Annotated in this window: 18 protein-coding genes; 7 read left to right on the forward strand and 11 right to left on the reverse strand. The window is 65.7% G+C overall.

What is annotated here, in order from left to right:
- Positions 1-389 precede the first annotated feature (389 nt).
- A complete protein-coding gene (locus ACQR0Z_RS24375) occupies positions 390-1154 on the forward strand; it encodes a phosphorylase (RefSeq protein ID WP_434920323.1) in 765 nt (254 codons plus the stop codon).
- A gap of 264 nt (positions 1155-1418) precedes the next feature.
- Here the strand turns inward: ACQR0Z_RS24375 and hpnH are convergent, their stop codons facing one another.
- Positions 1419-2567: an adenosyl-hopene transferase HpnH gene (gene hpnH, locus ACQR0Z_RS24380; protein WP_434858383.1), complete on the reverse strand. Its 1149-nt coding sequence runs from the start codon at positions 2565-2567 to the stop codon at positions 1419-1421.
- 34 nt (positions 2568-2601) lie between these two features.
- Complete coding sequence (gene ispH / locus ACQR0Z_RS24385) at positions 2602-3528, reverse strand: 4-hydroxy-3-methylbut-2-enyl diphosphate reductase (protein ID WP_434920324.1); 927 nt, start codon at positions 3526-3528, stop codon at positions 2602-2604.
- Positions 3529-4020: 492 nt separating this feature from the next.
- Between ispH and ACQR0Z_RS24390 the strand changes: the two genes are divergently transcribed.
- Complete coding sequence (locus tag ACQR0Z_RS24390) at positions 4021-6609, forward strand: MMPL family transporter (protein WP_434858385.1); 2589 nt, start codon at positions 4021-4023, stop codon at positions 6607-6609.
- A gap of 81 nt (positions 6610-6690) precedes the next feature.
- Here the strand turns inward: ACQR0Z_RS24390 and ACQR0Z_RS24395 are convergent, their stop codons facing one another.
- A complete protein-coding gene (locus ACQR0Z_RS24395) occupies positions 6691-7311 on the reverse strand; it encodes a DUF2147 domain-containing protein (RefSeq protein ID WP_434920325.1) in 621 nt (206 codons plus the stop codon).
- A 101-nt stretch (positions 7312-7412) separates the two neighbouring features.
- Between ACQR0Z_RS24395 and hpnO the strand changes: the two genes are divergently transcribed.
- Entirely contained in the window at positions 7413-8804 is a 1392-nt protein-coding gene (gene hpnO / locus ACQR0Z_RS24400; RefSeq protein ID WP_434858387.1) for an aminobacteriohopanetriol synthase HpnO, read from the forward strand.
- Between the two features lie 367 nt (positions 8805-9171).
- Here the strand turns inward: hpnO and ACQR0Z_RS24405 are convergent, their stop codons facing one another.
- The 4 genes from ACQR0Z_RS24405 to ACQR0Z_RS24420 form a co-directional block, all read right to left on the reverse strand.
- On the reverse strand, positions 9172-9954 hold the full coding sequence (locus ACQR0Z_RS24405) for an anti-sigma factor (protein WP_434920326.1): 783 nt from the start codon (positions 9952-9954) through the stop codon (positions 9172-9174).
- Positions 9951-10505 (reverse strand): sigma-70 family RNA polymerase sigma factor, encoded by a 555-nt coding sequence (locus ACQR0Z_RS24410; protein WP_434920327.1) that lies wholly within the window; start codon positions 10503-10505, stop codon positions 9951-9953. Before ACQR0Z_RS24410 ends, ACQR0Z_RS24405 begins: the two co-directional genes overlap by 4 nt.
- Before the next feature lie 97 nt (positions 10506-10602).
- The gene (locus tag ACQR0Z_RS24415; protein ID WP_434920328.1) at positions 10603-10929 is read right to left on the reverse strand and encodes a cupredoxin domain-containing protein; all 327 of its coding nucleotides are present in this window, start codon (positions 10927-10929) and stop codon (positions 10603-10605) included.
- 10 nt (positions 10930-10939) lie between these two features.
- Positions 10940-11884, reverse strand: a complete 945-nt coding sequence (locus ACQR0Z_RS24420) for a metallophosphoesterase family protein (RefSeq protein WP_434920329.1) — start codon at positions 11882-11884, stop codon at positions 10940-10942.
- Between the two features lie 217 nt (positions 11885-12101).
- On the opposite strand from ACQR0Z_RS24420, the gene ACQR0Z_RS24425 reads away from it, so the two are divergent.
- Positions 12102-13274 carry an acyltransferase family protein gene (locus tag ACQR0Z_RS24425; RefSeq protein WP_434920330.1) on the forward strand — a complete coding sequence of 391 codons (1173 nt, stop codon included), beginning with the start codon at positions 12102-12104 and terminating at the stop codon, positions 13272-13274.
- A gap of 436 nt (positions 13275-13710) precedes the next feature.
- On the opposite strand, the gene ACQR0Z_RS24430 is transcribed toward ACQR0Z_RS24425, so the two are convergent.
- The gene (locus ACQR0Z_RS24430) at positions 13711-15330 is read right to left on the reverse strand and encodes a GMC family oxidoreductase (protein ID WP_434920331.1); all 1620 of its coding nucleotides are present in this window, start codon (positions 15328-15330) and stop codon (positions 13711-13713) included.
- 187 nt (positions 15331-15517) lie between these two features.
- Here ACQR0Z_RS24430 and ACQR0Z_RS24435 point away from each other — a divergent pair, with 187 nt between their 5' ends.
- Entirely contained in the window at positions 15518-16687 is a 1170-nt protein-coding gene (locus tag ACQR0Z_RS24435) for a M20 aminoacylase family protein (protein ID WP_434858394.1), read from the forward strand.
- A 41-nt stretch (positions 16688-16728) separates the two neighbouring features.
- On the opposite strand, the gene ACQR0Z_RS24440 is transcribed toward ACQR0Z_RS24435, so the two are convergent.
- The 3 genes from ACQR0Z_RS24440 to ACQR0Z_RS24450 all read right to left on the reverse strand — a co-directional run bounded on the left by ACQR0Z_RS24440 (position 16729) and on the right by ACQR0Z_RS24450 (position 21031).
- Positions 16729-17994 (reverse strand): TIGR02281 family clan AA aspartic protease, encoded by a 1266-nt coding sequence (locus ACQR0Z_RS24440; RefSeq protein ID WP_434920332.1) that lies wholly within the window; start codon positions 17992-17994, stop codon positions 16729-16731.
- 208 nt (positions 17995-18202) lie between these two features.
- Positions 18203-19687: a UdgX family uracil-DNA binding protein gene (locus ACQR0Z_RS24445; protein ID WP_434920333.1), complete on the reverse strand. Its 1485-nt coding sequence runs from the start codon at positions 19685-19687 to the stop codon at positions 18203-18205.
- 105 nt (positions 19688-19792) lie between these two features.
- On the reverse strand, positions 19793-21031 hold the full coding sequence (locus tag ACQR0Z_RS24450; RefSeq protein ID WP_172131082.1) for a putative DNA modification/repair radical SAM protein: 1239 nt from the start codon (positions 21029-21031) through the stop codon (positions 19793-19795).
- A gap of 184 nt (positions 21032-21215) precedes the next feature.
- Between ACQR0Z_RS24450 and ACQR0Z_RS24455 the strand changes: the two genes are divergently transcribed.
- Complete coding sequence (locus ACQR0Z_RS24455) at positions 21216-22010, forward strand: ImuA family protein (RefSeq protein ID WP_434920334.1); 795 nt, start codon at positions 21216-21218, stop codon at positions 22008-22010.
- Entirely contained in the window at positions 21904-23496 is a 1593-nt protein-coding gene (locus tag ACQR0Z_RS24460) for a Y-family DNA polymerase (RefSeq protein ID WP_434920335.1), read from the forward strand. Before ACQR0Z_RS24455 ends, ACQR0Z_RS24460 begins: the two co-directional genes overlap by 107 nt.
- The last annotated feature ends 22 nt before the right edge of the window (positions 23497-23518 follow it).

A 23518-nucleotide genomic window follows, 5' to 3' on the forward strand; every position in this document is an offset into this window, starting at 1 on the left:
TTGCCGGGCTTGTCCGGGACGACACCAGTTGTTGGCGCGAGGCTCGGGCGATCCATTTGCTCACATCCGCCCGCCTCGATCCCGCCTCCTGGCGTGAGTCTCACATTTTCGTGGCTCGTTTTTTGCTTAAAGTTCCATGGCCGGTGAAGCTTTGGCGATCCTGTTCCCGACTGGAACAAGCGCCAGCGGGACCAAATGGCAACACCGGGCAAAAAACGCTTCGCCTACGGGTGCAGTGCGGCGCAAACGGGGTTTCCTCGCGGAATTTTTCTGCGTAATCCTCGGTTTGTTAAGGTCTTTCCGCTCTGGCGCTGCTGCGGCTTAAGGCTTTGGAACAAGAGACGGAGACGTCGGATCGCGACGTCCGAGAAGGTGTCAGGGGTCGGATTGTGAAGTTGGGGATGGGGGACGATTCGTCCGCGGATCGCCCGATTGATCCGCGGCCGGTCTTGGTCGTGACGGGACTTGTGCAGGAGGCTCGCATCGCGGCCGGCCCTGGCATGATGGTCATCTGCAGCTCGAGCGATCCCAAGCAATTGCGCTCGCTGCTGACCGTGTTCGACCCGACCTCGATCCGTGGCGTCATCAGCTTCGGCGTGGCCGGCGGCCTCGATCCCAGCCTGAAGGCCGGCGATATCGTCGTCGCCACCGAAGTGACCGCGGGCGATGCCCGCTGGCTGTCAGGCCTGTCGCTGCGTGAAGAGCACATCGCCCGTGCCGCGCTGAAGAAGCGCCGCGTCGTGCGCGGCGTGCTCGCCGGCGCCGAAGAGGTGGTCGTGGCGCAGGCCCGCAAGGCCGCGCTGCGTATGAAGACCGGCGCAGCTGCCGTCGACATGGAGAGCCACATCGCGGCCGCCTATGCCGCCGAGTTCGGGCTGCCCTTCGCCGCGCTGCGCGTGATCTCCGATCCGGCCCACCGCACGCTGCCGTCGCTCGCGAAGGATGCGATCAAGCCGAACGGCGACATCGATCTGCCGATGATCCTGCGCGGCGTCGCGCGCAATCCGACCGTGCTGGGCGGCCTCGTGTCGACCGGCATCGAGTTCAACCGCGCCTTGCGCTCGCTGCGCGGCGCCCGCGACCTGCTGCTCAGCGGCCTGCTGGCTGCGGAGCATTTCCTCGAGACCGAGTCGCTGGCGGCCGCCGAGGCCTGAGGCTTCCACGGGTGAACGCTCGCTGATTTTTATCGGCGAGGTCCTCCGCTCCTTCAGCTTGCTCCGTCATTGCGAGCGCAGCGAAGCAATCCAGCGTAGTGTGCGGGACTCTGGATTGCTTCGCTGCGCTCGCAATGACGCGTGGAGAGAGCTTCGCACACTCGCGAAGCCTGCGCCTGACTGAAGCCCTACGTATTCCAACATAACTGCAACAAAAAGGCCGCCGATTGCTCGGCGGCCTTTTTGCTGTTTGGTGATAGCGGATCAGGCCGCCGTCGAGGCCTTCTGCTGCGCTTCGATGGCCTCGTCCTTGCGGATCTCGGAGAGGCGCTTCTGGACCTCGGAGGAGAACACGTACTGCGCCGGGCGCTGCTTGGAGAGATCGATCTCCGGCGCCATCGGGCCCTCGGTGCGGATGCCGCGCAGCGACACCGCCATCGCCTTGATGGGGTTGCTCAGCGCCGCGTTGGCCGCGGTGGCCTCGTAGCCGCAATGCGCCATGCAGTCGGCGCACTTCTCGTACTTGCCGGTGCCGTAGGAATCCCAGTCGGTGGTCTCCATCAGCTCCTTGAAGGTCTTGGTGTAGCCTTCGCCGAGCAGATAGCAGGGCTTCTGCCAGCCGAAGATATTGCGCGCGGGCATGCCCCAGGGCGTGCACTCGAACTCCTGGTTGCCGGCGAGGAAGTCGAGGAACAGGCCGGAATGCATGAAGTTCCACTTCTTGCCCTTGCCGAGCTTGAAGACGTCGCGGAAGAGCTGCTTGGTCTTGGTGCGGTTCAGGAAGTGCTCCTGGTCCGGCGCGCGCTCATAGGCATAGCCAGGCGACATGGTGACGCCGACGCCGAGCTCGGTGGTGAAGTCGAGGAACTTCGCGATCTCTTCCGCCGGGTGACCGTCGAACACAGTGGCGTTGACGTTCACCGTGAAGCCGCGGGCCTTGGCGGCCTTGATCGCGGAGACGGCGCGATCGAACACGCCCTTCTGCGACACCGCCTTGTCGTGATGCTCGCGCAGGCCGTCGAGATGCACCGAGAAGAACAGATAGGGCGACGGCTCGAACAGATCTAGCTTCTTCTCCAGGAGCAGCGCGTTGGTGCAGAGCGAGACGAACTTCTTGCGCTCGACCAGGCCGCGCACGATCTCGCCGATCTCCTTGTGGATCAGCGGCTCGCCGCCGGGGATCGCGACCATCGGCGCGCCGCACTCGTCGGCGGCGTCCCAGCACTCCTGCGCGCTCATGCGGCGGTTGAGGATCGCGTCGGGATAATCGATCTTTCCGCAGCCGGCGCAGGCCAGGTTGCAGCGGAACAGCGGCTCCAGCATCAGAACGAGGGGATAGCGTTTGCGGCCGAGAAGCTTCTGCTTCATCAGATAGGCCCCGATACGCAGTTCCTTATGGAAGGGGATTGCCATTACGTCTCTTCTTTCTGGACCAAACGAGGACCGATCAGCCCGCGACCAATTCGGCCGGCAGGCGGAATTCGATGTTTTCTTCCCGCCCCGGGACCACCGCGACCTCGACCGGTCCGATGCGCCGCAGGGCTTCGATAACGTCGTCGACAAGCACTTCGGGAGCCGAGGCGCCGGCAGTGATGCCGACGGCCCTGGCTCCTGTCAGCCAATTCGGATTGAGCTCGCTGCCATCAGCGATCAGATAGCTGTCGACGCCGGCCTCGGTGCCGATCTCGCGCAGTCTGTTCGAGTTGGAGCTGTTGGCGGCGCCCACCACCAGGATAACGTCCACCAGCTTGCTTAAGTCCCTTACCGCAGATTGCCGGTTTTGTGTCGCATAGCAGATATCCCGGATATCGGGACCTTGAAGGTCTGTAAAGCGGGCCTGGAGGGCCGAAATGATGTCCCTGGTGTCGTCCACGCTCAAGGTGGTCTGGGTAATATAGGCCATCGGGGTGTCCACGGGCAGGGGCAGGGCAGCAACCTCCGAAACGTTCTGGACGAGGTAAACGGGGCCTGGAACCTGGCCCATGGTTCCCTCGACCTCCGGGTGGCCGGCATGGCCGATCAGCACCAGGGTACGCCCCCTGGACGTGTAGCGCTTGCCCTGGTTGTGGACCTTGGTGACGAGCGGGCAGGTGGCATTGAGCACCGGCAGGCCGCGGGAGGCGGCTTCCTCCTCGACCGAGCGGGCCACGCCGTGGGCGCTGAAGACGGTCGCGGCGCGCGGCGGGACCTCCGACAGATCCTCGACGAAAACAGCGCCCTTGGCCTTCAGGCTCTCCACGACGTGCTTGTTGTGCACGATCTCATGGCGCACATAGACCGGAGGGCCGTACTTCTCCAGCGCGCGCTCGACGATCTCGATCGCACGCACGACGCCAGCACAAAAACCGCGCGGTTGCGCGAGATACACCTGCATTGGACGACCGTCAGCCACACTGCCTCACTTTCGACCCGCCACTTCCGTGCCTGCGATGAGGTTGCAACATCCGGACCAAGCGGATGCCTCATTTGCTCGCCGAGAGGCACTGGAAGCGCAGGGCTTTGTGTCAAAAATCGAGCAAATAGGAAAGCCGGTCTGCAAGTCGCTCGCATGTGATCGCCGGCACACAGCGCCGCAGGGTAGTGGGGTAATTCAGTAATGATAAATTAATTCAGTCAAATGAGTGACTTATACTCTCACTCGTTCGTCACTTTACCGCCGAGAACAGGCGCTATATCAGCCGCCCCGACGGTTCCGTGCATCGTGTCGACCTGATCCGCCGTCCAGGGACCATCCTCGTCTTCCAAGGTTGGGCCAAGCCGGGTCGGGGCTCGCTTCCGGACATGCTCCGAGGCTGGCTCCGATCTGGGAACTCCGCCATGCAGCGGACGTTTCCGCCCAGCGCTTTAAACATTAGAAAGTCACGAAGTGCTGACCAAGATTGTCGTGTCCATCGTCAAGGCCTGCACCCGGTTTGCGTGGCCGACGTTGATTGCGGGCCTCCTCTTGTCGGTGGGCGCGGGCGTCTACACTGCTCGCCATTTTTCCATCAATACCGACATCAACAAGCTGATTTCTCCCGATCTCGACTGGCGCAAGCGCGACCAGCAATATGAGCAGGCGTTCGATCGCGACCGCATGATCCTGGGCGTGGTCGAGGCAGCGACGCCGGAGCTCACGGGCGTGGCGGCCGACGCGCTGGCGAAGAAGCTCAAGAGTGATACCCAGAACTTCTCCTCGGTGGAGTTGCTGGGCGGCGGCGAGTTCTTCGCCAAGAACGGCCTGTTGTTCCTGCCGACCGAAGAGGTCCAGCAGCTCACCGGGCAGTTCGCCGCGGCTGCGCCGCTGGTGGAGATCATGGCGGGCGATCCTTCGATCCGCGGCCTGACCGGCGCGCTGGAGACCGGCCTTGCCGGCGTCAAGCGCGGCCAGGTCCAGCTCGACAACACCGCGCGCCCGTTCGACTACATCTCGCAGACCGTCGAGACGGTGCTCGACAAGGGCGATGCGACCTTCTCCTGGCGGCAGCTCATCTCGGACAAGCCGCTCACCGACAGCGACAAGCGCGCCTTCATCCAATTCAAGCCGATCCTCGACTATCAGGCGCTGGAGCCCGGCAAGGCGGCGACCGACGCGATCCGCCAGGCGGCCGCCGAGCTCGATTTCCCGAACCGCTTCCATGCCCGGGTCCGGCTGACCGGACCGGTGCCGATCGCGAACGAGGAATACGCCACCGTGCAGGAGGGGGCCGTCGTCAACGGCATCGGCACCGTCGTCGTGGTGCTGGTCATCCTGTGGCTGGCGCTGCATTCGGCCAAGATCATCTCGGCCGTGTTCATCAATCTCTTCATCGGCCTTGCCATCACCACGGCGGTCGGCCTGATGATGGTCGGATCGCTCAACCTGCTGTCGGTCGCCTTCGCCGTGCTGTTCATCGGCCTCGGCGTCGACTTCGGCATCCAGTTCAGCGTGCGCTACCGCTCCGAGCGCTTCAAGAACGATAACCTGGCGGAGGCCCTGGCCGAGGCCGCGCACCGCTCGGCGGTGCCGTTGTCGCTTGCGGCGATGGCAACGGCTGCCGGTTTCCTGTGCTTCCTGCCGACCGACTACAAGGGCATCTCCGAGCTTGGCGCCATCGCCGGCGCCGGCATGATGATCGCGTTCCTGTCCTCGATCACGGTGCTGCCGGCGCTGCTCAAGATCCTCAACCCGCCGGGCGAAAAGGAGCCCGTCGGCTACGCCTTCCTGGCGCCGGTCGATCACTTCCTGGAGACGCATCGCAAGCCGATCATCATCGGCACGCTGGGCCTGGTCATCGCCGGCCTGCCGCTGCTCTACTACATGAAGTTCGACTTCAACCCGATGAACCTGCGCAATCCGCACGCGGAGTCGATCGCGACCTATCTCGATCTGCGCAAGGACCCGAATACCGGGGCCAACGCCATCGACGTGCTGACCCGTTCGGAGACGGAGGCCAAGGCGATCGAGGCCAAGCTCGAGAAGCTGCCGGAAGTCGCGCGCGTGATGTCGCTCGACAGCTTCGTGCCGGAGGACCAGCCGGCCAAGCTGAAGTTCATCGCGCAGGGCGCGAAGGTGCTGGGACCCGCCCTCAATCCGGACCAGATCGACGCCGCGCCGACCGACAAGGAGAACGTCGACGCGCTCAACTCGACGGTCGACAACCTCCGGCGCACCGCCGGCGACGGCAAGGGGCCGGGCGCCGTCGCCTCGCGCCGTCTCGCCGATGCGCTGGCCAAGCTCGCCGGGGCCAGCGAAGCGGTTCGCAACAAGGCGCAGGCCGTGTTCGTCGATCCCTGGAAGATCACGCTGGAGCAGCTCGGAGCCGCGCTTCAGGCGCAGCCGGTCACGCTCGCCAACCTGCCGCCGGAACTGGTCTCGCAGTGGAAGAGCAAGGATGGCCTGATTCGGGTCGAGGCGCAGCCGAAGGGCGACCCCAACGACAACGACAATCTCCGGCGGTTCGCCAATGCCGTGCTCACGGCCGAGCCGAACGCGATCGGCGGTCCGGTGTCGATCCTCAAGTCGGGTGACACGATCGTGAAGGCGTTCATCCACGCCGGCATCTACTCGCTGGTGGTCATCAGCCTGCTGCTATGGGTGACGCTGCGCCGCTTCTCCGACGTGCTGATGACGCTGGTGCCTCTCCTGGTTGCCGGCGCCGTCACGCTCGAAATCTGCGTACTGATCAAGCTGCCGCTGAACTTCGCCAACATCGTCGCGCTGCCATTGCTGCTCGGCATCGGTGTGGCGTTCAAGATCTACTACGTGGTGGCGTGGCGCGGCGGCCGCACCAACCTGCTGCAGACCAGCCTTACCCGGGCGATCTTCTTCAGCGCGCTGACCACGGCGACCGCGTTCGGCAGCCTGTGGCTGTCGAGCCACCCGGGCACGTCCAGCATGGGCAAGCTGCTGGCACTGTCGCTGGTGACGACTCTCGCCGCGGTGCTGCTGTTCCAGCCGGCCCTGATGGGCAAGCCCCGCGAGGTCCACGAATAGGTCCAAGGTTCGAACCAAGATATGGACAACGAAAAAGCGGCCGATCGCTCGGCCGCTTTTTTATTTCAGGGCTGAGATTCGTCAGCGCGGTCGCGCCACCTCCGGAAGCAGGCAGATGTCGCCCACCTGGTCGGCGGGCTTCGCGCCCGGCTTGGCCGATGCGGTGGCAGCGTTGGCGGCCCCGGTCGTCGTCTTGGGCGCCGGCGCAGGGGTGATTGGTTTCTGTGTACCTTTCGCCATGCTGTTCACGGGGCTCGACGGGATCGGCGGCCCGACGCGCGTCCAGGTCTCGCCGCCGCACAGGAACCCGAGCACGCAGCCCTGAATCTCCAGGTGATCCGGATCCGTCGGCGTGATCGTCGAGGCGTACAGCTTGCCGTCCTTGGCGTTGTAGACTTGGCCTTCCCAGGCCTCCGCGCCGGGCTTCTTCTTCATGTCGATCAGGATCGGCATGCCCAATGTCGGCCGGCTTTGCCGGGCCGGGTCGGGGTTGTTCACGTCACGGCCGCCCGGGGTCTTCTCCCAGGCCACCACGCCCCACATGCTGCCATTACATCGTGCGACTCGGATGTTCGCGACCCCGTCGGCGACCTTCCAGTCACCGGTCGGATCGGCAGCGCTTGCAGAAGAAATTCCTGCTGCGAGCAACACTGCAGAGTATGCTATCCTCGTCGACATGAGATATCTAAGGCGATGCAACATTGGCAGAAACCCGTGCTTGCTTTGATGGTGCGAATGAGGGCAAAACGCCGCATTGCGCGTTTTCAGTTGACGTCACGTCCATCAACCGAAGTATGTAGCCGATGCTAAAACCCAATCTAGACGTTTCCGAGATGTTTGTGGAGCGCCAAGCGCAGCGCAGCACGATGCACTCTCGGCATCTGAACGAGCAATTGGTCCGCGTTCTCAAGACGATTGGATATGATGTCGGGTTCCAAAAGGGACAAGGGCAATATCTCTACGATCGTGATGATGCGAAGTACCTTGATCTGCTCAGCGGTTTTGGCGTCTTTGCAATCGGCCGCAACCATCCGACGCTGCGCGATGCGCTGAAGAGTGTCCTCGACAGCGATCTGCCGAACCTGGTTCAGCTCGACGTCTCCACATTGGCGGGCGTTCTGGCCGAGCGGCTGCTGGAATATGTCCCGTATCTGGACAAGGTGTTCTTCGCCAATTCCGGCGCCGAAACCGTCGAGGCCGCGATCAAATTCGCGCGTGGCGCGACCGGGCGGCCGGGCATCGTCTATTGCGGGCACTCCTATCACGGCTTGACCTACGGCGCGCTGTCGCTGACCGAGGATTCGAATTTCCGGACCGGCTTCGAGCCGCTGCTGCCGGGCTGCACGGCCGTGCCGTTCAACGATCTCGCTGCGCTCGAACAGGCACTGTCTTCACGAGAAATTGCAGCCTTCATCGTCGAGCCGATCCAGGGCAAGGGCGTGAACATGCCCTCCGACGAGTTCCTCCCCGGGGCCGCTGCACTCTGCAAGAAATACGGCACCATCTTCATCGCCGACGAAATCCAGACCGGCATGGGCCGCACCGGGCGGTTCCTCGCCGTGGAACACTGGAACGTCGAGCCCGATATGGTGCTGCTCTCGAAGGCGCTGTCGGGCGGTCATGTGCCGGTCGGCGCGCTGCTCACGCGCAAGGCCATCTTCGACAAGATCTTCAACCGCATGGACCGCGCCGTGGTGCACGGCTCGACCTTCGCCAAGAACGACCTCGCGATGGCCGCGGGCATCGCGACGCTCGAGGTCCTCAAGGCGGAGAAGCTGATCGAAGCGGCCGCCAAGCGCGGCGCCGAGTTGCGACTGGCTCTCACGCGGATGGTGCCGGGATACGAGCTGCTCAAGGAAGTGCGCGGCAAGGGCCTGATGATCGGCGTCGAGTTCGGTCCGCCGAAATCGCTTCGGTTGAAGGCGTCCTGGACCATGCTGGAGAGCGCCAACAAGGGCCTGTTCTGTCAGCTGATCACGGTGCCGCTGTTCAAGGATCACAAGATCCTGACCCAGGTCGCCGGTCACGGCCTGCACACCATCAAGCTGCTGCCGCCGCTGACCATCACCGAAGACGACTGCGCCTGGATCGAGCGCGCCTTCGACGACGTGATCGCCCAGAGCCACAAGGTCCCCGGCGCGATCTGGTCGCTCGGCAAGACGCTCGTGGACAACGCGATCCGCAAATCGGCGTAGAGCCGACGAGCCGCATAGTAGCGACCGGACAACGTCTCGTAGCGACACGCCGAACTGTCATCGCCCGGCTTGATGACCGGGCGATCCAGTACGCCGAGGCGGTTGTGATCAGCTCGATGGGCCGCGGCGTACTGGATGCCCGCCTGCGCGGGCATGACAGCGGTGATGCGGCTGCGAAGGAGAGGCAAAGGCGGGGAGCCCCGTGCCCACCATCTGATTTCTCGTTCGTTCGCGGCGGGCACCCTTCGCTTTGCCCACCCTACGGTTTCAGATAAAATCTCCGTCATTGCGAGCGCAGCGATGCAATCCAGGGCTGCGCAAGGACTCTGGATTGCTTCGCTGCGCTCGCAATGACGAAGCGAGAGAGTCAGCTTCTCCCACCCATCGCCCGCTCGCAGCGTTCGCCGAACTCGTTGAGCTCCTCGACATTGATGTCGCTCACCGCCCAGTAGCTCAGGCCGCGGTCGCGCCAGCTGCGGATGTTGAAGCCTTGCAGCGTATCCAGCTTTGCCGCGCGACGCTCGGTCGAGGACGTCTGCGCGACGAACAGATTGATCACGTGCTGGCGGCGGCGATACACGACCGCGCCGATCGCGCGTGCATCGACGTAGTCGAGACGGCCGCCGACCAGCGTGAAGCCTTCCGCCGTCAGGTCGATCACCGGCGGGGCGACGTCGAGCTTGCCGTTGAACCACGGCTTCACCGTGTGCTGGTCGGTCGAGATCACATCGGTCAGGTGTCCGGCCTGCAGCGAGCGCAGATGCGCCGAGACGATCTCGGCCTCGATGCGCTGCTGGTCGTCGTTGCGCAGCACGATCGCGACGAGGCCGGTCGCGGCAAGCGCCGACACGGCCGACCCCATGGCGAAGCCCTTCAGCAAAGAGCGACGGCTTGGCGCGGCGACGAGAGGCGTCACGATCGGCGGCTGTACCGGTGGCAGCGCAGCTTCGATTCGCTCTCGCAGGGCGGCCGGTGCCTTGAAGCTCAGCTCGGTACTGGCGAGCGCCTGCTTCATCTGCCTGATCGCAGCGAGTTCGGCGGTGCAACGCGGACAGCTCGCCAGATGGGTTTCGACCTCGCGCGCGTGGCCGGCATCGAGCTCGTTGTCGGCCAGTGCGTGGATCAGGATTTCGGCTTCATCGCAGGTCATGGCTTGGTTTCCTCCTGCGCGAGCCAGGCGGCGCGCAGCAACGCGCGGGCGCGGGCGAGGCGGGACATCACGGTGCCGACCGGCACGCCGGCGGTCTCGGCGATCTCGCGATAGGACAGATTGTTGATCTCGCGCAGCACGAAGGTCTCGCGAAACGGCTCGGCCAGCGTGGCGATCATCTGCTGAATTGCAGATGCGTCGCGCTCGCGCAGCAGCGCGCCTTCCGGTGTTTCTGCGTTCTCCTGCCAGATCGGCGCCTGCTCGGCAGCCTCGGGCGTATCGTCGAGCGTCTTGACCGGCGCGACGGAGCGCCTGGCAAACTCGGCGTGGCAGACATTGCGCAGGATCGCGAACAGCCACGGCTTCATCGCCGGACCGCGATATCCATCGAAATGCTTCAACGCCCGCAGGTAGCATTCCTGCACGGCATCCTCGGCGTCCGCTGGATTGCGCAAGAGATAGCGCGCCAGCGTGTAGACGTCGTCGAGATAGGGCAGCGCCGCCTCGCGGAAGCGCCGGGCCCGCTCGGGATCGTCAGGCGATGGGGGCACCGGCATCCTTTCCGGTTCGGGGCGCGGCACCACGGCCGGAGCGTCGGCTTGCTGCCGGCCCGGACATGACGCTGTTCTCATGCCCTGGTTCGCGACGCTACTCAACCTTGACCATCCCCGTCATGTGCGGATGCAGCGAGCAGAAGTACTTGTAGTCGCCACTCGACGCGAAGGTGAACGAGAAGCTGTCGTCGGTATCGAGCGTCTTCGACCGGTATTTGCCGGCCGACACCACCGTATGCGGGATGTCGTCATGATTGGTCCACGTCACGGTGTCGCCGACCCTCACCTTCACCTCTGCCGGCGTGAAGGTGAAGTTGTCGATCGTGACCTTGATGGTTTCGGCGTGCAGCGGCGCGAGGCCGAGCACGGTGGCGGTGAGAGCGAGGCGAATGCTTCGCCCCAGCGATGCTGACACGGTCATGTCGTCGCCCTCAGCCTGCCAGCGGCGTGTCGATGATCGCAAGCCGCTCGTCACCGACCTTGAAGTCGATGCTGGCGATGCCGAGCAGGCTGCGCAGCCTGGCATCCTCGACCTTCATCGGCCCGGGCGAGGGCGCGGTGCCCGGCGCCGGCTGCGGGAAGGCGGTCGAGCGCGCGGTGTGGAAGGTGACGTTGCCCTCGACCTTCTGCATCACCTGGTGGATGTGGCCGTTCAGCACCGTCACCGAGCCGAAGCCCTTGAGCATGTCGAGCGCCCGGCCGCCATCCTCGGTGCCCCAGCCCCATTGCGGATACACCGTCCACAACGGGATATGCGCGAACACCACGACCGGCGCCGACTTGGAGCGACCCTTGAGATCCTGCTCCAGCCAGGCGAGCTGCTCGGCGCCGAGATTGCCGAGCCCGCCGGCCTTGAGATCGACGACGTTGACGAGCCCGATGAAATGCACGCCACCAGCGTCGAAGGAGTACCAGCCGGCGCCGTGCGCGCCCTTGCCGTAGCGTTCCTTGTAGAGCTTGACGTCCTCGTCGAGGAAATCATGCTCGCCCGGCACGTAGTGCACGTCGAGCCGGGTCTGCGAGATGATGCGGTCGGCATCATCGAACTCGCTCGCCTTCGACAGATGCGAGATGTCGCCGGTGTGGATCATGAAGGCCGGCTTGTTCGGCATGGCCTTGATCCGGTTGACGGCTTCCTCCAGCGTCCCGATCGCGTTGGGATTGGCCGGCTTGTCGAAGCCGACATGGCTGTCGCTGATCTGCAGGAAGGTGAGGCCCTGCGCCCGCTGTTCGGCCGCTTGCGCGGCATCGAGCAGGCCCAGCGACCGTGGCACGCCGCCTGCGATCGTCCACAGCACGCCGGTCCCGGCCCAGGTCATGCATTCCAGAACCTTGCGGCGGCTGGCGCCTCGGTCATCGTGATTGTCGAAGCTCATGGTGCTCTCCCATCGCCCGCACGGGGCTGACAAGTGGGGAGAGCGGAGCAGGCGACGATTTATTCCCGGCGAATGCTGGTCATTGCGAGATGACGCGTTCGTGATCATGCCTTTGATGGTACGCGGTTCGCATACTCAAGCATGATATCGGCCGGGCAGCGCATGGACTATACAACGGCCAGCGGCAGCGTAGCTGCTGATGTTGGATGCAAAGCCGATGCATGACCGCCTGACCCCGAATGTCCAACAGGCCGACATGGCCAGTGGCCGCATCATCCCGCTCGACCGCGCCCGAACCTTCATCACGCTGTCGGTCGTGCTGTATCACTCCGCCATCAACTACACATATTTCGGCCAGGGCGGCGACCGCATGCACTGGCTCGGCTTCGATCTGGTCGCGCTGTTCAACGACAGCTACTTCATGTCGTGCATGTTCTTCCTCTCCGGCCTGTTCGTACCGGCGAGCCTGGAGAGGAGGGGCGCCGGAGGCTATCTCGGCCGCCGCACGCTGCGGCTCGGCGTGCCCTACATCGTGTCGATCTTCGTGATCATGCCGATCGCCTATTACCGCTACTACGTGGCGGAGGATCAGTTCACGACGGTGTGGGAGCGAATGATCTCCACGGGCCCGTGGCCGTCGGGCTCGGCCTGGTTTCTCGGCGTCTTGCTGATCTTCGACCTGTTCGCTGCCCTTGCGTGGACTGTTGTGCCTCGGGCGATCCCAGCATTCGGTCGGTGGGCCGGCACGCTGCTGCGATCTCCACTCACGGGTTTCCTGATCTTCCTGGCCATCGCCAACGCGGCCTATCTGCCGCCGCATCTCGGCTTCGGCGACGGGCTGTGGTTCATGCCCGGCCATTTCCCGTTGCCGCTGCAGGCGAGCCGATCGCTGCTCTATCCGGCCTTCTTCATCGCCGGCATCGCCATCGGCGCAGCGGGCCTGCGGACCGGCCCCTTGGCGCAGGACGGCGCGCTGGTGCAGCGCTGGGCCGTCTGGTTTGCATTCTCCTACGGCTGCTACGGCCTGATCCTGTTTCTCGCCTACGCCCACCACAATTGGATCGCCGATTTCGACTCGCCGCCGCTGTGGTGGCGGGCCGCCTATGGCGGCGCCGTGGCCAGCTTCTGCGCGTCGATGGCATTCGGCGTGCCGACGTTCTTCCTGCGCTGGGTCAGGGCGCCATTGGGGCTGATGGACCGCATGCAGCCCTCGGCCTACGGCATCTATCTCCTGCACTTCCTGCCGCTGCTCTGGTTGCAATATCTGGTGTTCGATCCGGCATGGCCCGCCGCGGTGAAGTTCGCCATCGTGCTGGTGGGGACGCTGATCGTGAGCTGGGGAGCGGCGGCGCTGTTGCGGCGAGTGCCGTTGGTTGCGCGGATCATCTGAAAGCAGAGAGTTGGGTTGGGCCCTGGATTGCTTCGCTTCGCTCGCAATGACGATTGTGGCGGGCACCGAGCGCCGCCACGGACGCCGTCATCGCGAGCGTAGCGACGCGATCCAGGGGCCACGGACGCGACTGTTGAATGCGTCCGGCGTTTCGTCGCCGTGGCAATCATCTGCCGTACGATGGTGGGCACGCGCCGCCTTTCGGCGTCGCTTTGCCCACCCTTGTTTTCGCGGCATAAAGTGACGACAGGCGGATGACGGCTCAGACGTTATTCCCGCTGTCCCGCATCGCGTCCGATGGTTGCGCGCTGTCAGAGACGTGTCAGCTTGGGCCGTTAAACCTCCCGTCGGTTCGCGCGGCGTAAGCGTACAGCCCCTCGTCAGGAGTTCGATCTCGCGTCATGCCGCCCGTGACAAGCGGGCGGCATGGAGATCGTCAGCGCCCATCCTCCAAAATCATCGACGCTGACTTCTCCGCGATCATCGCCGTCGGCGTGTTGGTGTTGCCTGACGTAATCGTCGGCATGATCGAGGCGTCGGCGATGCGCAGGCCGTCGAGGCCGCGGAAGCGCAGCCGTTCGTCGACCACCGCCATCGGATCGTCAGCGGTGCCCATCTTTGCGGTACCGACGGGATGAAAGATCGTGGTGCCAATGTCGCCCGCGGCCTTGGCGAGCGCGGCGTCGTCGTCGCCGACAGCGGGGCCGGGGAGATATTCCTCGGGCTTGTACGCCGCGAGCGCGCTCTGCTTCATCAGCCGCCGCGTGACGCGGATGGCGTCGGCGGCCACCTGGCGGTCGTCCTCGGTCGCCAGGTAGTTCGGGGCGATCGAGGGGGCCTCATCGATCTTCGCTGATCTGATGCGCACCGTGCCGCGCGAGGTCGGCCGCAGGTTGCAGGCGCTGACGGTGATCGCAGGGAAGCGGTGCAGGGGATCGCCGAATTTGTCGAGCGACAATGGCTGCACGTGGAACTGGATGTTGGCGCGATCGCGCCGGGGGTCGGAGCGCGTGAAGATGCCGAGCTGCGACGGCGCCATGGTCAGCGGGCCGCGGCGGCGGAGTGCGTAGTCCACCCCCATCAGGCCGCGCCTGACCAGCGAGTAGTAGGTCTCGTTCAGCGTCTTCACGCCGGATACCTTGTAGATCGCGCGCTGCTGCAGATGGTCCTGCAGGTTTCGCCCGACGCCGGGCTTGTCGATGACGACATCGATGCCGAGCTCGCCGAGCCAAGCGGCCGGGCCGATGCCGGAACGCTGCAGCACCTGCACCGAGCCGATCGAGCCGGCGCTCAGGATCACCTCGCCCTTGGTGCGCGCCTCGATGGTCTCGCCGTTCTGCTGGAATCGGACTCCGACCGCGCGGCCGTTTTCGACGATCAGCCGCTCGACCAGGACGTTGGTCTCGAGCCGGAGGTTTTGCCGGTTCAGCGCCGGCTTGAGGAAGCCGCGTGCCGACGACCAGCGCCGGCCGCGCTTCTGGTTGACGTGGAAATAGCTGATGCCTTCATTGTCGCCGGTATTGAAGTCCGGGATGCGGCGGATGCCCATCTGCTCGGCGGCGTCGCCGACCGCGTCCAGCACCGCCCAGGACAGCCGCGGCGCCTCGATCCGCCAGCCGCCACCCACGCCGTGGTGCTCGCTCTCGCCCAGAAAATGGTCCTCCAGCCGCCGGAACACCGGCAGCACGTCGGAATAGGACCAGCCGGACAGGCCAAGCTGGCGCCAATGGTCGTAATCGGCGGCCTGGCCGCGCATCGAGATCATGGCGTTGATCGCCGAGCAGCCCCCGATCACCTTGCCGCGGGGGTAGGCAAGGGAGCGGCCGTTGAGGCCCGGCTCGGCCTCGGTGCGAAACATCCAGTCGGAGCGGGGATTGCCGATCGCGAAGAGGTAGCCGACCGGAATATGGAACCAGATCCAGTTGTCGTTGCCGCCGGCCTCGAGAATCAGCACCCGCGTCTTTGGATCGGCCGACAACCGGTTGGCGAGGATGCAGCCGGCGGTGCCGGCGCCCACCACGATGTAGTCGTAATCCCCCGCGAGCTGGCGTTCCATCGGCATTCCCTTCCCAATCTTTAGGCCAGCTTTTAGTCAGCCGGCACGGCGGCGGACAAGCGCCACGTTCATGGCTGGTTGACCGAGCCATGAGGCCGGCGCAGCCCAGATCCTGGCTAGATCTTGGGCGGTGCGACTTTTGCATGCTAGAACGGCTCAAATCCCTTCTGGAGTTACGAGATTTCCCATGCCCATCGTCAACCGCGTCGCCGATCTGCAGCCCGATATCCAGGCCTGGCGGCGGGATATCCATTCGCATCCCGAGCTGCTCTATGAGGTGCACCGGACCGCGGCCTTTGTGGCCGACCGGCTGCGCGAGTTCGGCTGCGACGAGGTGGTGACCGGGCTCGGCAAGACCGGCGTGGTCGGCGTCATCAAGGGCCGCAAGCCCGGCAATGGCGACGTGAAGGTGCTCGGCCTGCGCGCCGACATGGATGCGCTGCCGATCGAAGAGATCACCGGGCTGCCTTATGCCTCCAAGGTCCCGGGCATGATGCACGCCTGCGGCCATGACGGCCACACCGCGATGCTGCTCGGCGCCGCGCGTTATCTCGCCGAGACCCGCAACTTCGCCGGTGAGGTCGCCGTGATCTTCCAGCCGGCCGAGGAGGGCGGCGGCGGCGCCGATGCGATGATCAAGGACGGCCTGATCGAGCGCTTCAAGATCGACCAGGTCTACGGCATGCACAACGGTCCCGGCCTGCCGGTCGGCGCCTTCGCCATCCGCCAGGGGCCGCTGATGGCCTCCACCGATTCGGTCGACATCACCATCGAGGGCCATGGCGGCCACGCCGCCAAGCCGCACAACTGCATCGACTCGCTCATGGTCGGCGCCCAGCTCGTCACCGCGTTGCAGCAGGTCGTCGCCCGCAACGTCGATCCGCTGGAAGCGGCGGTGCTGTCGATCTGCGAGTTCCACGCCGGCAATGCCCGCAACGTGATTCCGCACAGCGCGGTGCTGCGCGGCACGGTGCGCACGCTGACGCCGAAGGTGCGCGAGCTGATGGAAAAGCGCGTGCGCGAGGTCGTCGCCGGCGTCGCCCAGATGACGGGCGCCAAGATCGACCTGGCCTACACCCGCGGCTATCCCGTGGTGGTCAATCACGCCGAGCAGACCGAGATCGCGATCCGCGCCGCCAAGGAAGTCGCGGGCGATGCCAATGTGCACGAGATGCCGCCGATGATGGGCGGCGAGGATTTTGCCTACATGCTCGAAGCCCGCCCCGGCGCCTTTATCTTCGTCGGCAACGGCGACAGCGCCGGCCTGCATCACCCCGCCTACAATTTCAACGACGAGGCGATCGTCTACGGCACCTCGTTCTTCATCAAGGTGGTTGAGAACACGCTGGCGGCGTGAGCTGCTGCTACGCGTTAAGCGTCGCTCGTCGTTGAGCGGCGCTACTCGTTCAGAGTCTTCGCCTTGAGCTGGATCTCGCGCTCCGAGATGACGACCGTGAACCGGCTGAGGAACGACATGCCGAGCAGGCCGTCGACGCCATCGCCGATGCTCTTGCTGGCGATGATGGTGGGGACGCTGGAAGCCGAGACGCCGGCCAGCTTGACGCTGTCGACGGTCGCCAGATTGGCCGAGGTGGTGCCGTTGGCGGTCTGGATTTCGACCGGATCGGTCTTGAACATCTGCGGCTTGGCCTTGTCGGCGAAGCCGCGGGTGAGCATGACGAAGCTCGCGCCGGTGTCGATGATGAAGGTGCCGGTGACGCCGTTGATCTGGACCTTGGCGGTGGAGACGCCGTTCGTGCGGCGCGGGATGCGCGCGGTGCCGGTCGCATAGGCCTGGCTGCAATTGCCCTTGACGGCCAGCGCGGCGATGCGGCGGAGCAGCGGCTGGGTCGAACGTTTTTCGCTGTCCAAGGCGATATAGGTCTGGATCGGGCCGATCGCCTCGCAGGGACGGTCGAGCTTCTCGTAGCTGTCGGACATGCTGGTGAAGACGTCCGACACGATCAGCTTCGCGTCCGGCATCAGGCTGATGAGCGTCGTATAGTCGTCGATCGACGCCGCATAGCGTTTCAAGGCCTGCTCGGAGCGGGCGCGGATCACATAGGGCTTCTGCACCTCGGGGCGGCGCCCGATGACGTCGGAGCTCAGCCTGATCGCCTTCTCGTAGTCGCCGAGCAGATAATACAGCTCGCCGGCGCGCCCGCGCTCGGCGGTGCTTTCCGGGCAACTGTCGGAAAAGCCGTTCAAGAGGTCGGCGGCCGCCCGGGTCTCGCGGCGTTCCTCGAGGGCGACGGAGGCCTGGAAGACGGTCTGCTTGTCGCACGGCTCCTTCTGCAGCATCGCGAGCAGGCCATTGAGCTTGGCGCCGCTCTCGATGCCCGGAGGAAGCGGCGCCAGGCCATAGCGCTGATAGAGGCCGGTGAATCTGCTTTCCAGTTTGACGTCCGGCGCCGCCGCCGGCCGGTCGGGCTCGGCGACCGCGGAGGTGCGGAAGGTCTGGATGACCTGGTCGACAGGCGCAGCGAAGTCCGGCCGCAGCAGATACAGGCTGCCGCCGCCGATCGCTGCGGCCGTGATCAGCCCGAGAAAGATCCGCGGCAGCACGCTGCGCCGCTCGATGAATTCGGTCGTACGATGGTCGCCGGGCTTGAAGTCAGGGGTTGGCGTCGCTGTCCGGCTGTCCGCCGCTTGATCGTTCGTCATCGCCCAGTCTCGACCCCAACCTCATGCGCGACCATGGTCGCGCCATCCCCACACACCTGTGAATGCCGAACGCGGTTCCCGAGATCAAGCAGGACGAGAATGTCGCCCGGGCGCGCGGCGATCTCGATCAGCCCATGGTTGCATTGTCGAGGCGAGACGATGGAGGAAAATGGACCGAACGGCGGGCAGGGGGAGGCTGGGGCCGCCGTTACGCCGCCTGCGCGCGCTTGAGCGCAGCCGCGGCGATCTTCAAATCCTTGACGAACAGCTCGTACTCCCGCGCCTTGGCGTCCGCATCGGGCAGCCGGAGCAAATAGGACGGATGCACCGTGATCATCGCCTGGGGGCCCTCAGCCAGGTCGACGATATGGCCCCGGTTCTTGGTGACCTGGGTGATCTTGCCGAACACCGCCTGCGCGGCGGTCGCGCCCATCGCGACCACCAGGGCCGGGCGGACGGCGGCGAGCTCGCGCTCGTACCAGGGACGGCAGGCCTTGATCTCCGGCGTGGCCGGCTTCTGGTGCAGCCGGATCTTGCCGCGCGGCACGAACTTGAAGTGCTTGACGGCATTGGTGACGTAAACCTTGGAGCGGTCGATGCCGGCCTCTTCCAGGGCGCGGTCGAGCATCTGGCCGGCCGGGCCGACGAAGGGATGGCCGGCGAGGTCCTCCTTGTCGCCGGGCTGTTCGCCGACGAGCATCAAGGGCGCATGTTCAGGGCCTTCGCCGAACACGGTCTGCGTCGCATCCTTCCACAACGGGCAGGCGCGGCAGGCGGCAGCCTCTTCACGCAAGGTCTGAAGATCGGCCGGCGCGACATCACGTGAGGTCTCAACAGCAGCAGGCGCGTGCGCTTTCGGCTTGCGGGTCATCGCGGTCTCCTCGACGCGTTTCTGCGGCTTGTGGGGGTCGGTGCCGGGCTCTGCGATCATCACGGAGGTGCGCCGGCTGGCTTCGGCGATCAGCGGCTGGATCAGCTTGGCCTCAGGCAGATTCTGCCAATATTTCTTCGGCATCTCCTTTTCCATCGCCTTCACTTTCAGCCGTGCCGGATTGAAAATGCTGGCGTAATAGCGAAGCCACACCTCTTCGAGCCGGTCTTCAGTCGGCGCTTCAGCCTTGCTCACACCCGGTGTGAAGGAGACGCGGCTGCCGTCCCAATGCGCGCAGAGTTCGGGCGTCAGGATCGACCAGGGCATGTCGGCGAAGCGGCGGGCGAAGAACGGCGCTGCGCGCTCGACGATGTGGTGCTCCGGCTCGAACCAGGCGACGTAGCGCGCCTCGCGCTCGCGGCCGACCTCGCGGAAGCGGACGAAGGCGTGCATCTTGTGGACGTCGCGGCGCACCGCGCGCGCCAGCGCATTGGCCTGGGCGACATCGGGATCGGTCGCGATGTCCATCAGATCGTGGTTGGCGCGCAGACGCCACAGCAGCCGGTAGAGCAGGGCGAAGCGGTTGGGATCGCTGTGCAGGATCGCGCTCTCGGCGAGCTCCATGAAGCTCGCGGGGACCGAGAACGCGCCCTTCGGGACATCGGGGAGCCGTGTCTCCGACTGATCGTCGAACAGATCCGCCGCCGCGCCCTTGACCCGCCAGCTCACATCGGCCGCCCTGACGTCGTTCATCGCCAGCGCCCGCGCCGCCTTGCGCCAACCGTCGAAATCAGTGTCGCTGTCGAGGGTTACGACGTGCATTTGTCTCCTCACGTCATTGCGAGGAGCGGAGCGACGAAGCAATCCAGAGTCGTCGTGTCGCCCCTGGATTGCTTCGGGGCTTCGCCCCTCGCAATGACGACTTGGCTAAAATCCAAATCCCAGCTGCTGCGGTTTGGGCCGCAGCCGGGCCCTGAGGCTGGCGCCGTCGAGCAGAGACGGCGACGGCCGGTGGTCCGAGAGAACGATGAACGGCAGCGCCTTGTTCCGGATCACGTTGAGCTGGGCCAGATCCGCAAAGCGGATCGTCGTCGTGCGTCGGGTGGCGAGGATGCGCTGCACGGTGCGGGTGCCAAAGCCGGGCACACGCAGCAGCTCCTCGCGGCTGGCGGTGTTGATGTCGAGCGGGAAGCGGTCGCGGTGGCGCAGCGCCCAGGCGAGCTTGGGGTCGATGTCGAGCGGCAGCATGCCTTCGTTCTCCTCGACGATCTCCTCCGCGTCGAAGCCGTAGAACCGCATCAGCCAGTCGGCCTGGTACAGCCGGTGCTCGCGCACGAGCGGCGGGGCCTGCAGCGGCAGCGCGCGGCTGGCATCGGGGATCGGGCTGAAGGCGGAGTAATACACCCGCTTGAGCTTGTAGGCGCCGTAGAGATTGGCGGAGGTCGACAGAATGGTCCGGTCGTTGGCGGCATCGGCGCCGACGATCATCTGCGTGCTCTGGCCGGCCGGCGCAAAGCGCGGCGGCCTAGCGCGGCGCACCGTCTTCTTGGCTTCCGCCGTCTCGTCGAGCTTGAGGCGGAGGCGGCCCATGGTGCGGCGGATCGCGCGCTGGTCCTTCTCCGGCGCCAGCTTTGTGAGGCTGTCCTCGAGCGGCGTCTCGATGTTGATGCTGAGCCGGTCGGCATATCTGCCGGCCTCCGCGATCAGCGCCTCGTCGGCTTCCGGAATCGTCTTAAGATGAATGTAGCCGCGGAAGCGATGCTCCTCGCGCAATTTGCGCGCGACGCTGACGACCTGCTCCATCGTGTAGTCCGGACTGCGGATGATGCCCGACGACAAGAACAGCCCCTCGATGTAGTTGCGGCGATAGAAGTCGATCGTCAGCTTCACCACCTCGTCGACCGTGAAGCGCGCGCGCGGCACATTGGAGGAGGCGCGGTTGACGCAATACAGGCAGTCGAAGTTGCAGGCGTTGGTCAGCAAAATCTTGAGCAGCGAGATGCAGCGTCCGTCCGGCGCATAGGAGTGGCAGATGCCCATGCCCGGCGCGGTCGAGCCGAGCCCTTTGCCGTCACGGGAATCCCGCATCTCCGTACCGCTGGAGGCGCAGGACGCGTCGTACTTGGCGGCATCGGCCAGGATCTCGAGTTTGCGCAGCAGCTCCATGCTTTTGAATCCCTTTGATTCCACTCGTTGAATCCGCACCGGGTCAATCCCGATTGACTCTCTCGGACGCGTTAGCTTTATATTAGAACGTATCATGAACAAAGAGGATCGTCGCGGGTTCATTGCCTGCGTTCACAAAGAGAACGGCAGCACCCGGACGATGGATTGAAAGGAGCGGCGACGGATGACCGGCGCACGCATGGATACGCTCGCGCGTCTGCGCGGCCGCATTGCCCGTCTCGAAGCGGCCGATGGCGCGCATGATCTGCGCCGGGTCGCGCTCGGCCATGACGAGGCCGACGCGGTGCTGCAGGGCGGGCTCGCCACCGGCGCGCTGCACGAGGTATTCGCCGAGGCCGGCCGCCAGGCCGCGGCCGCGACCGGCTTCGTGTGCGGCCTCGCCGCGCGCGTCGCCGCGCGGAAGCCGCTGATCTGGATCCGGCAGGACTTTGCCGAGCGCGAGGCCGGCGCGCTGTCGATGAGCGGGCTCGCCGAGCTCGGCCTCGATCCGCGCCGTCTCGTGGTCGTGCGCGCGCCCGATCTCGATCACGCTTTGCGCACCGCCGCCGATGCGCTCGCCTGCGATGCACTGGGCGGCGTGATGCTGGAGGTGTGGGGCGAGACGCAAAAGCTCGATCTCGTCGCCAGCCGCAAGCTGACCTTGGCGGCGCAGGAGTCCGGCGTGACCGCGCTGCTGCTACGCGTCGCCGCGACGCCGGAGCCGTCGACCGCGGAGACGCGCTGGATGGTGCGCACCGCGCCATCGCCGGTGGTGGCGCCTTGGATGGCGTGGGGCGCGCCACGTCTCGATGCCGAGCTCATTCGTAACCGTCACGGCCAGACCGGACGATGGATCATGGAGTGGATGCCCGATGCGTGCCGTTTCAGCGAACCGGCGGCGGATCCTCAGCCTGTGGCTGCCGCGCCTGCCCATCGAGCGTATCAAGCGTCAGCAGGCTTCGACCGGCGCTCCGCCTGAGGCGAAGCCGCAGGTCGTCGTCATCAAGGACGCCAACGCGCTGCTGATCCATTCGCTGGATGAAGCCGCGGCACGCCACGGCGTGTCGCTCGGCCAGCCGCTGGCGAATGCCCGTGCCGTCTGTCCCGATCTCGTCGCGCACGAGGCCGATCTCGCGGCCGACGCCAGGCTGCTGGAGAGCATCGCCGACTGGTGCGACCGCTTCACGCCCTTGGTGGCGCTCGATCCGCCGCACGGGCTGTCGCTCGACATCACCGGCTGCGTGCATCTGTTCGGCGGCGAGGCCAAGCTGATGCAGTCGGTGTGCGATGCGCTGACGGCGCATGGCCTCACCGTGTCGGCGGCGATCGCCTCCAACGCGGTGTGCGCGCGGACGCTGAACCGGCAGGTCCATGGCCGTATCGTGCCGGATGGCGAGGAGGCGGCGGCGGTCTCGGCCCTGCCGGTGGCCGCGCTCGGCGGCAGCGACGCGATCACGCTCGGCCTGCGCCGCGCCGGCCTCAAGACCATCGGTGACGTCGCATCGCGCGGCCGCAACGAGATCACCGCGCGCTTCGGCGCCGCCTTCACCCGTGTGCTGGCGCAGGCGCTGGGCGAGGCCGACGCGCCGATCAGCCCGCGCAAGGTCCCGCCGGACTACATCGTCGACAAGCGCTTTGCCGAGCCGGTCGCGACCGACACCGTGATCGCGGCGAGCCTCTCCAGCCTTGCGGCGATGCTGGTGGCGGCGATGGCGCAGCAGGGCAAGGGCGCGCGGCGGCTGGAGGCCTGCTTCTTCCGCACCGACGGCTTGGTGCGTGTCATCGCGGTCGATACCGGCCAGCCGGTGACGGACGCCGCCGTGATAGACCGGCTGTTCCGCGAGCGGCTGGAGGCCTTGAGCGATCCGCTCGATCCCGGCTTCGGCTTCGACATGATCCGGCTCGCCGCCGGCCGCAGCGAGATCGTGGTGCAGCAGCAGCGCGATCTCGACGCCCATGTCCACGACAATGACGAACTGTCGGCGCTGATCGACCGCATCGCCGCGCGCATCGGCGGAAAACGCGTCGTCGTGCATCTGCCGGTCGACACCCATGTCCCCGAGCGCGCGGCGCTGCCGCTGCCGGCCCAGCACAATCTCGCGGCCACCAGCACCGCCGCCTGGCCCGAACGTACCGACGGCGAGCCGCCGCTGCGTCCTTTGAGGCTGTTCGCGCGCCCCGAGGCCATTCAAGTGATCGCCGGCGTCCCCGACGGCCCGCCCGCCCGCTTCGTCTGGCGCCGCGCCGCGCATGCGGTGGTCCGCGCCGAAGGCCCGGAACGCATCGCGATGGAATGGTGGCGCCCCGACGGCCAGGGCCTGACCCGCGACTATTTCCGCGTCGAAGACGAGCACGGCCTGCGCTTCTGGCTGTATCGCGACGGCCTGTATGATCGTGAATTCGAGCAGCCGGAGAACGGCCCGCCGGTGCAGCCCCTCTGGTACATGCACGGCCTGTTCGCATGAGGGGCAGGGCGATCGCAGCGAG

This window comes from Bradyrhizobium sp. HKCCYLS3077 (assembly GCF_051167555.1).
In the GTDB taxonomy this organism is placed as follows: Bacteria; Pseudomonadota; Alphaproteobacteria; order Rhizobiales; family Xanthobacteraceae; genus Bradyrhizobium.

Coding starts and splice junctions, on each gene's coding strand:
- hpnH (WP_434858383.1), bottom strand. CDS start 2,567: ATGGCAATCCCCTTCCATAAGGAACTGCGTATCGGGGCCTATCTGATG.
- ispH (WP_434920324.1), bottom strand. CDS start 3,528: ATGCAGGTGTATCTCGCGCAACCGCGCGGTTTTTGTGCTGGCGTCGTG.
- ACQR0Z_RS24395 (WP_434920325.1), bottom strand. CDS start 7,311: ATGTTGCATCGCCTTAGATATCTCATGTCGACGAGGATAGCATACTCT.
- hpnO (WP_434858387.1), top strand. CDS start 7,413: ATGCTAAAACCCAATCTAGACGTTTCCGAGATGTTTGTGGAGCGCCAA.
- ACQR0Z_RS24405 (WP_434920326.1), bottom strand. CDS start 9,954: ATGACCTGCGATGAAGCCGAAATCCTGATCCACGCACTGGCCGACAAC.
- ACQR0Z_RS24415 (WP_434920328.1), bottom strand. CDS start 10,929: ATGACCGTGTCAGCATCGCTGGGGCGAAGCATTCGCCTCGCTCTCACC.
- ACQR0Z_RS24420 (WP_434920329.1), bottom strand. CDS start 11,884: ATGAGCTTCGACAATCACGATGACCGAGGCGCCAGCCGCCGCAAGGTT.
- ACQR0Z_RS24425 (WP_434920330.1), top strand. CDS start 12,102: ATGCATGACCGCCTGACCCCGAATGTCCAACAGGCCGACATGGCCAGT.
- ACQR0Z_RS24430 (WP_434920331.1), bottom strand. CDS start 15,330: ATGGAACGCCAGCTCGCGGGGGATTACGACTACATCGTGGTGGGCGCC.
- ACQR0Z_RS24435 (WP_434858394.1), top strand. CDS start 15,518: ATGCCCATCGTCAACCGCGTCGCCGATCTGCAGCCCGATATCCAGGCC.
- ACQR0Z_RS24440 (WP_434920332.1), bottom strand. CDS start 17,994: ATGACGAACGATCAAGCGGCGGACAGCCGGACAGCGACGCCAACCCCT.
- ACQR0Z_RS24445 (WP_434920333.1), bottom strand. CDS start 19,687: ATGCACGTCGTAACCCTCGACAGCGACACTGATTTCGACGGTTGGCGC.
- ACQR0Z_RS24450 (WP_172131082.1), bottom strand. CDS start 21,031: ATGGAGCTGCTGCGCAAACTCGAGATCCTGGCCGATGCCGCCAAGTAC.
- ACQR0Z_RS24455 (WP_434920334.1), top strand. CDS start 21,216: ATGACCGGCGCACGCATGGATACGCTCGCGCGTCTGCGCGGCCGCATT.
- ACQR0Z_RS24460 (WP_434920335.1), top strand. CDS start 21,904: ATGCGTGCCGTTTCAGCGAACCGGCGGCGGATCCTCAGCCTGTGGCTG.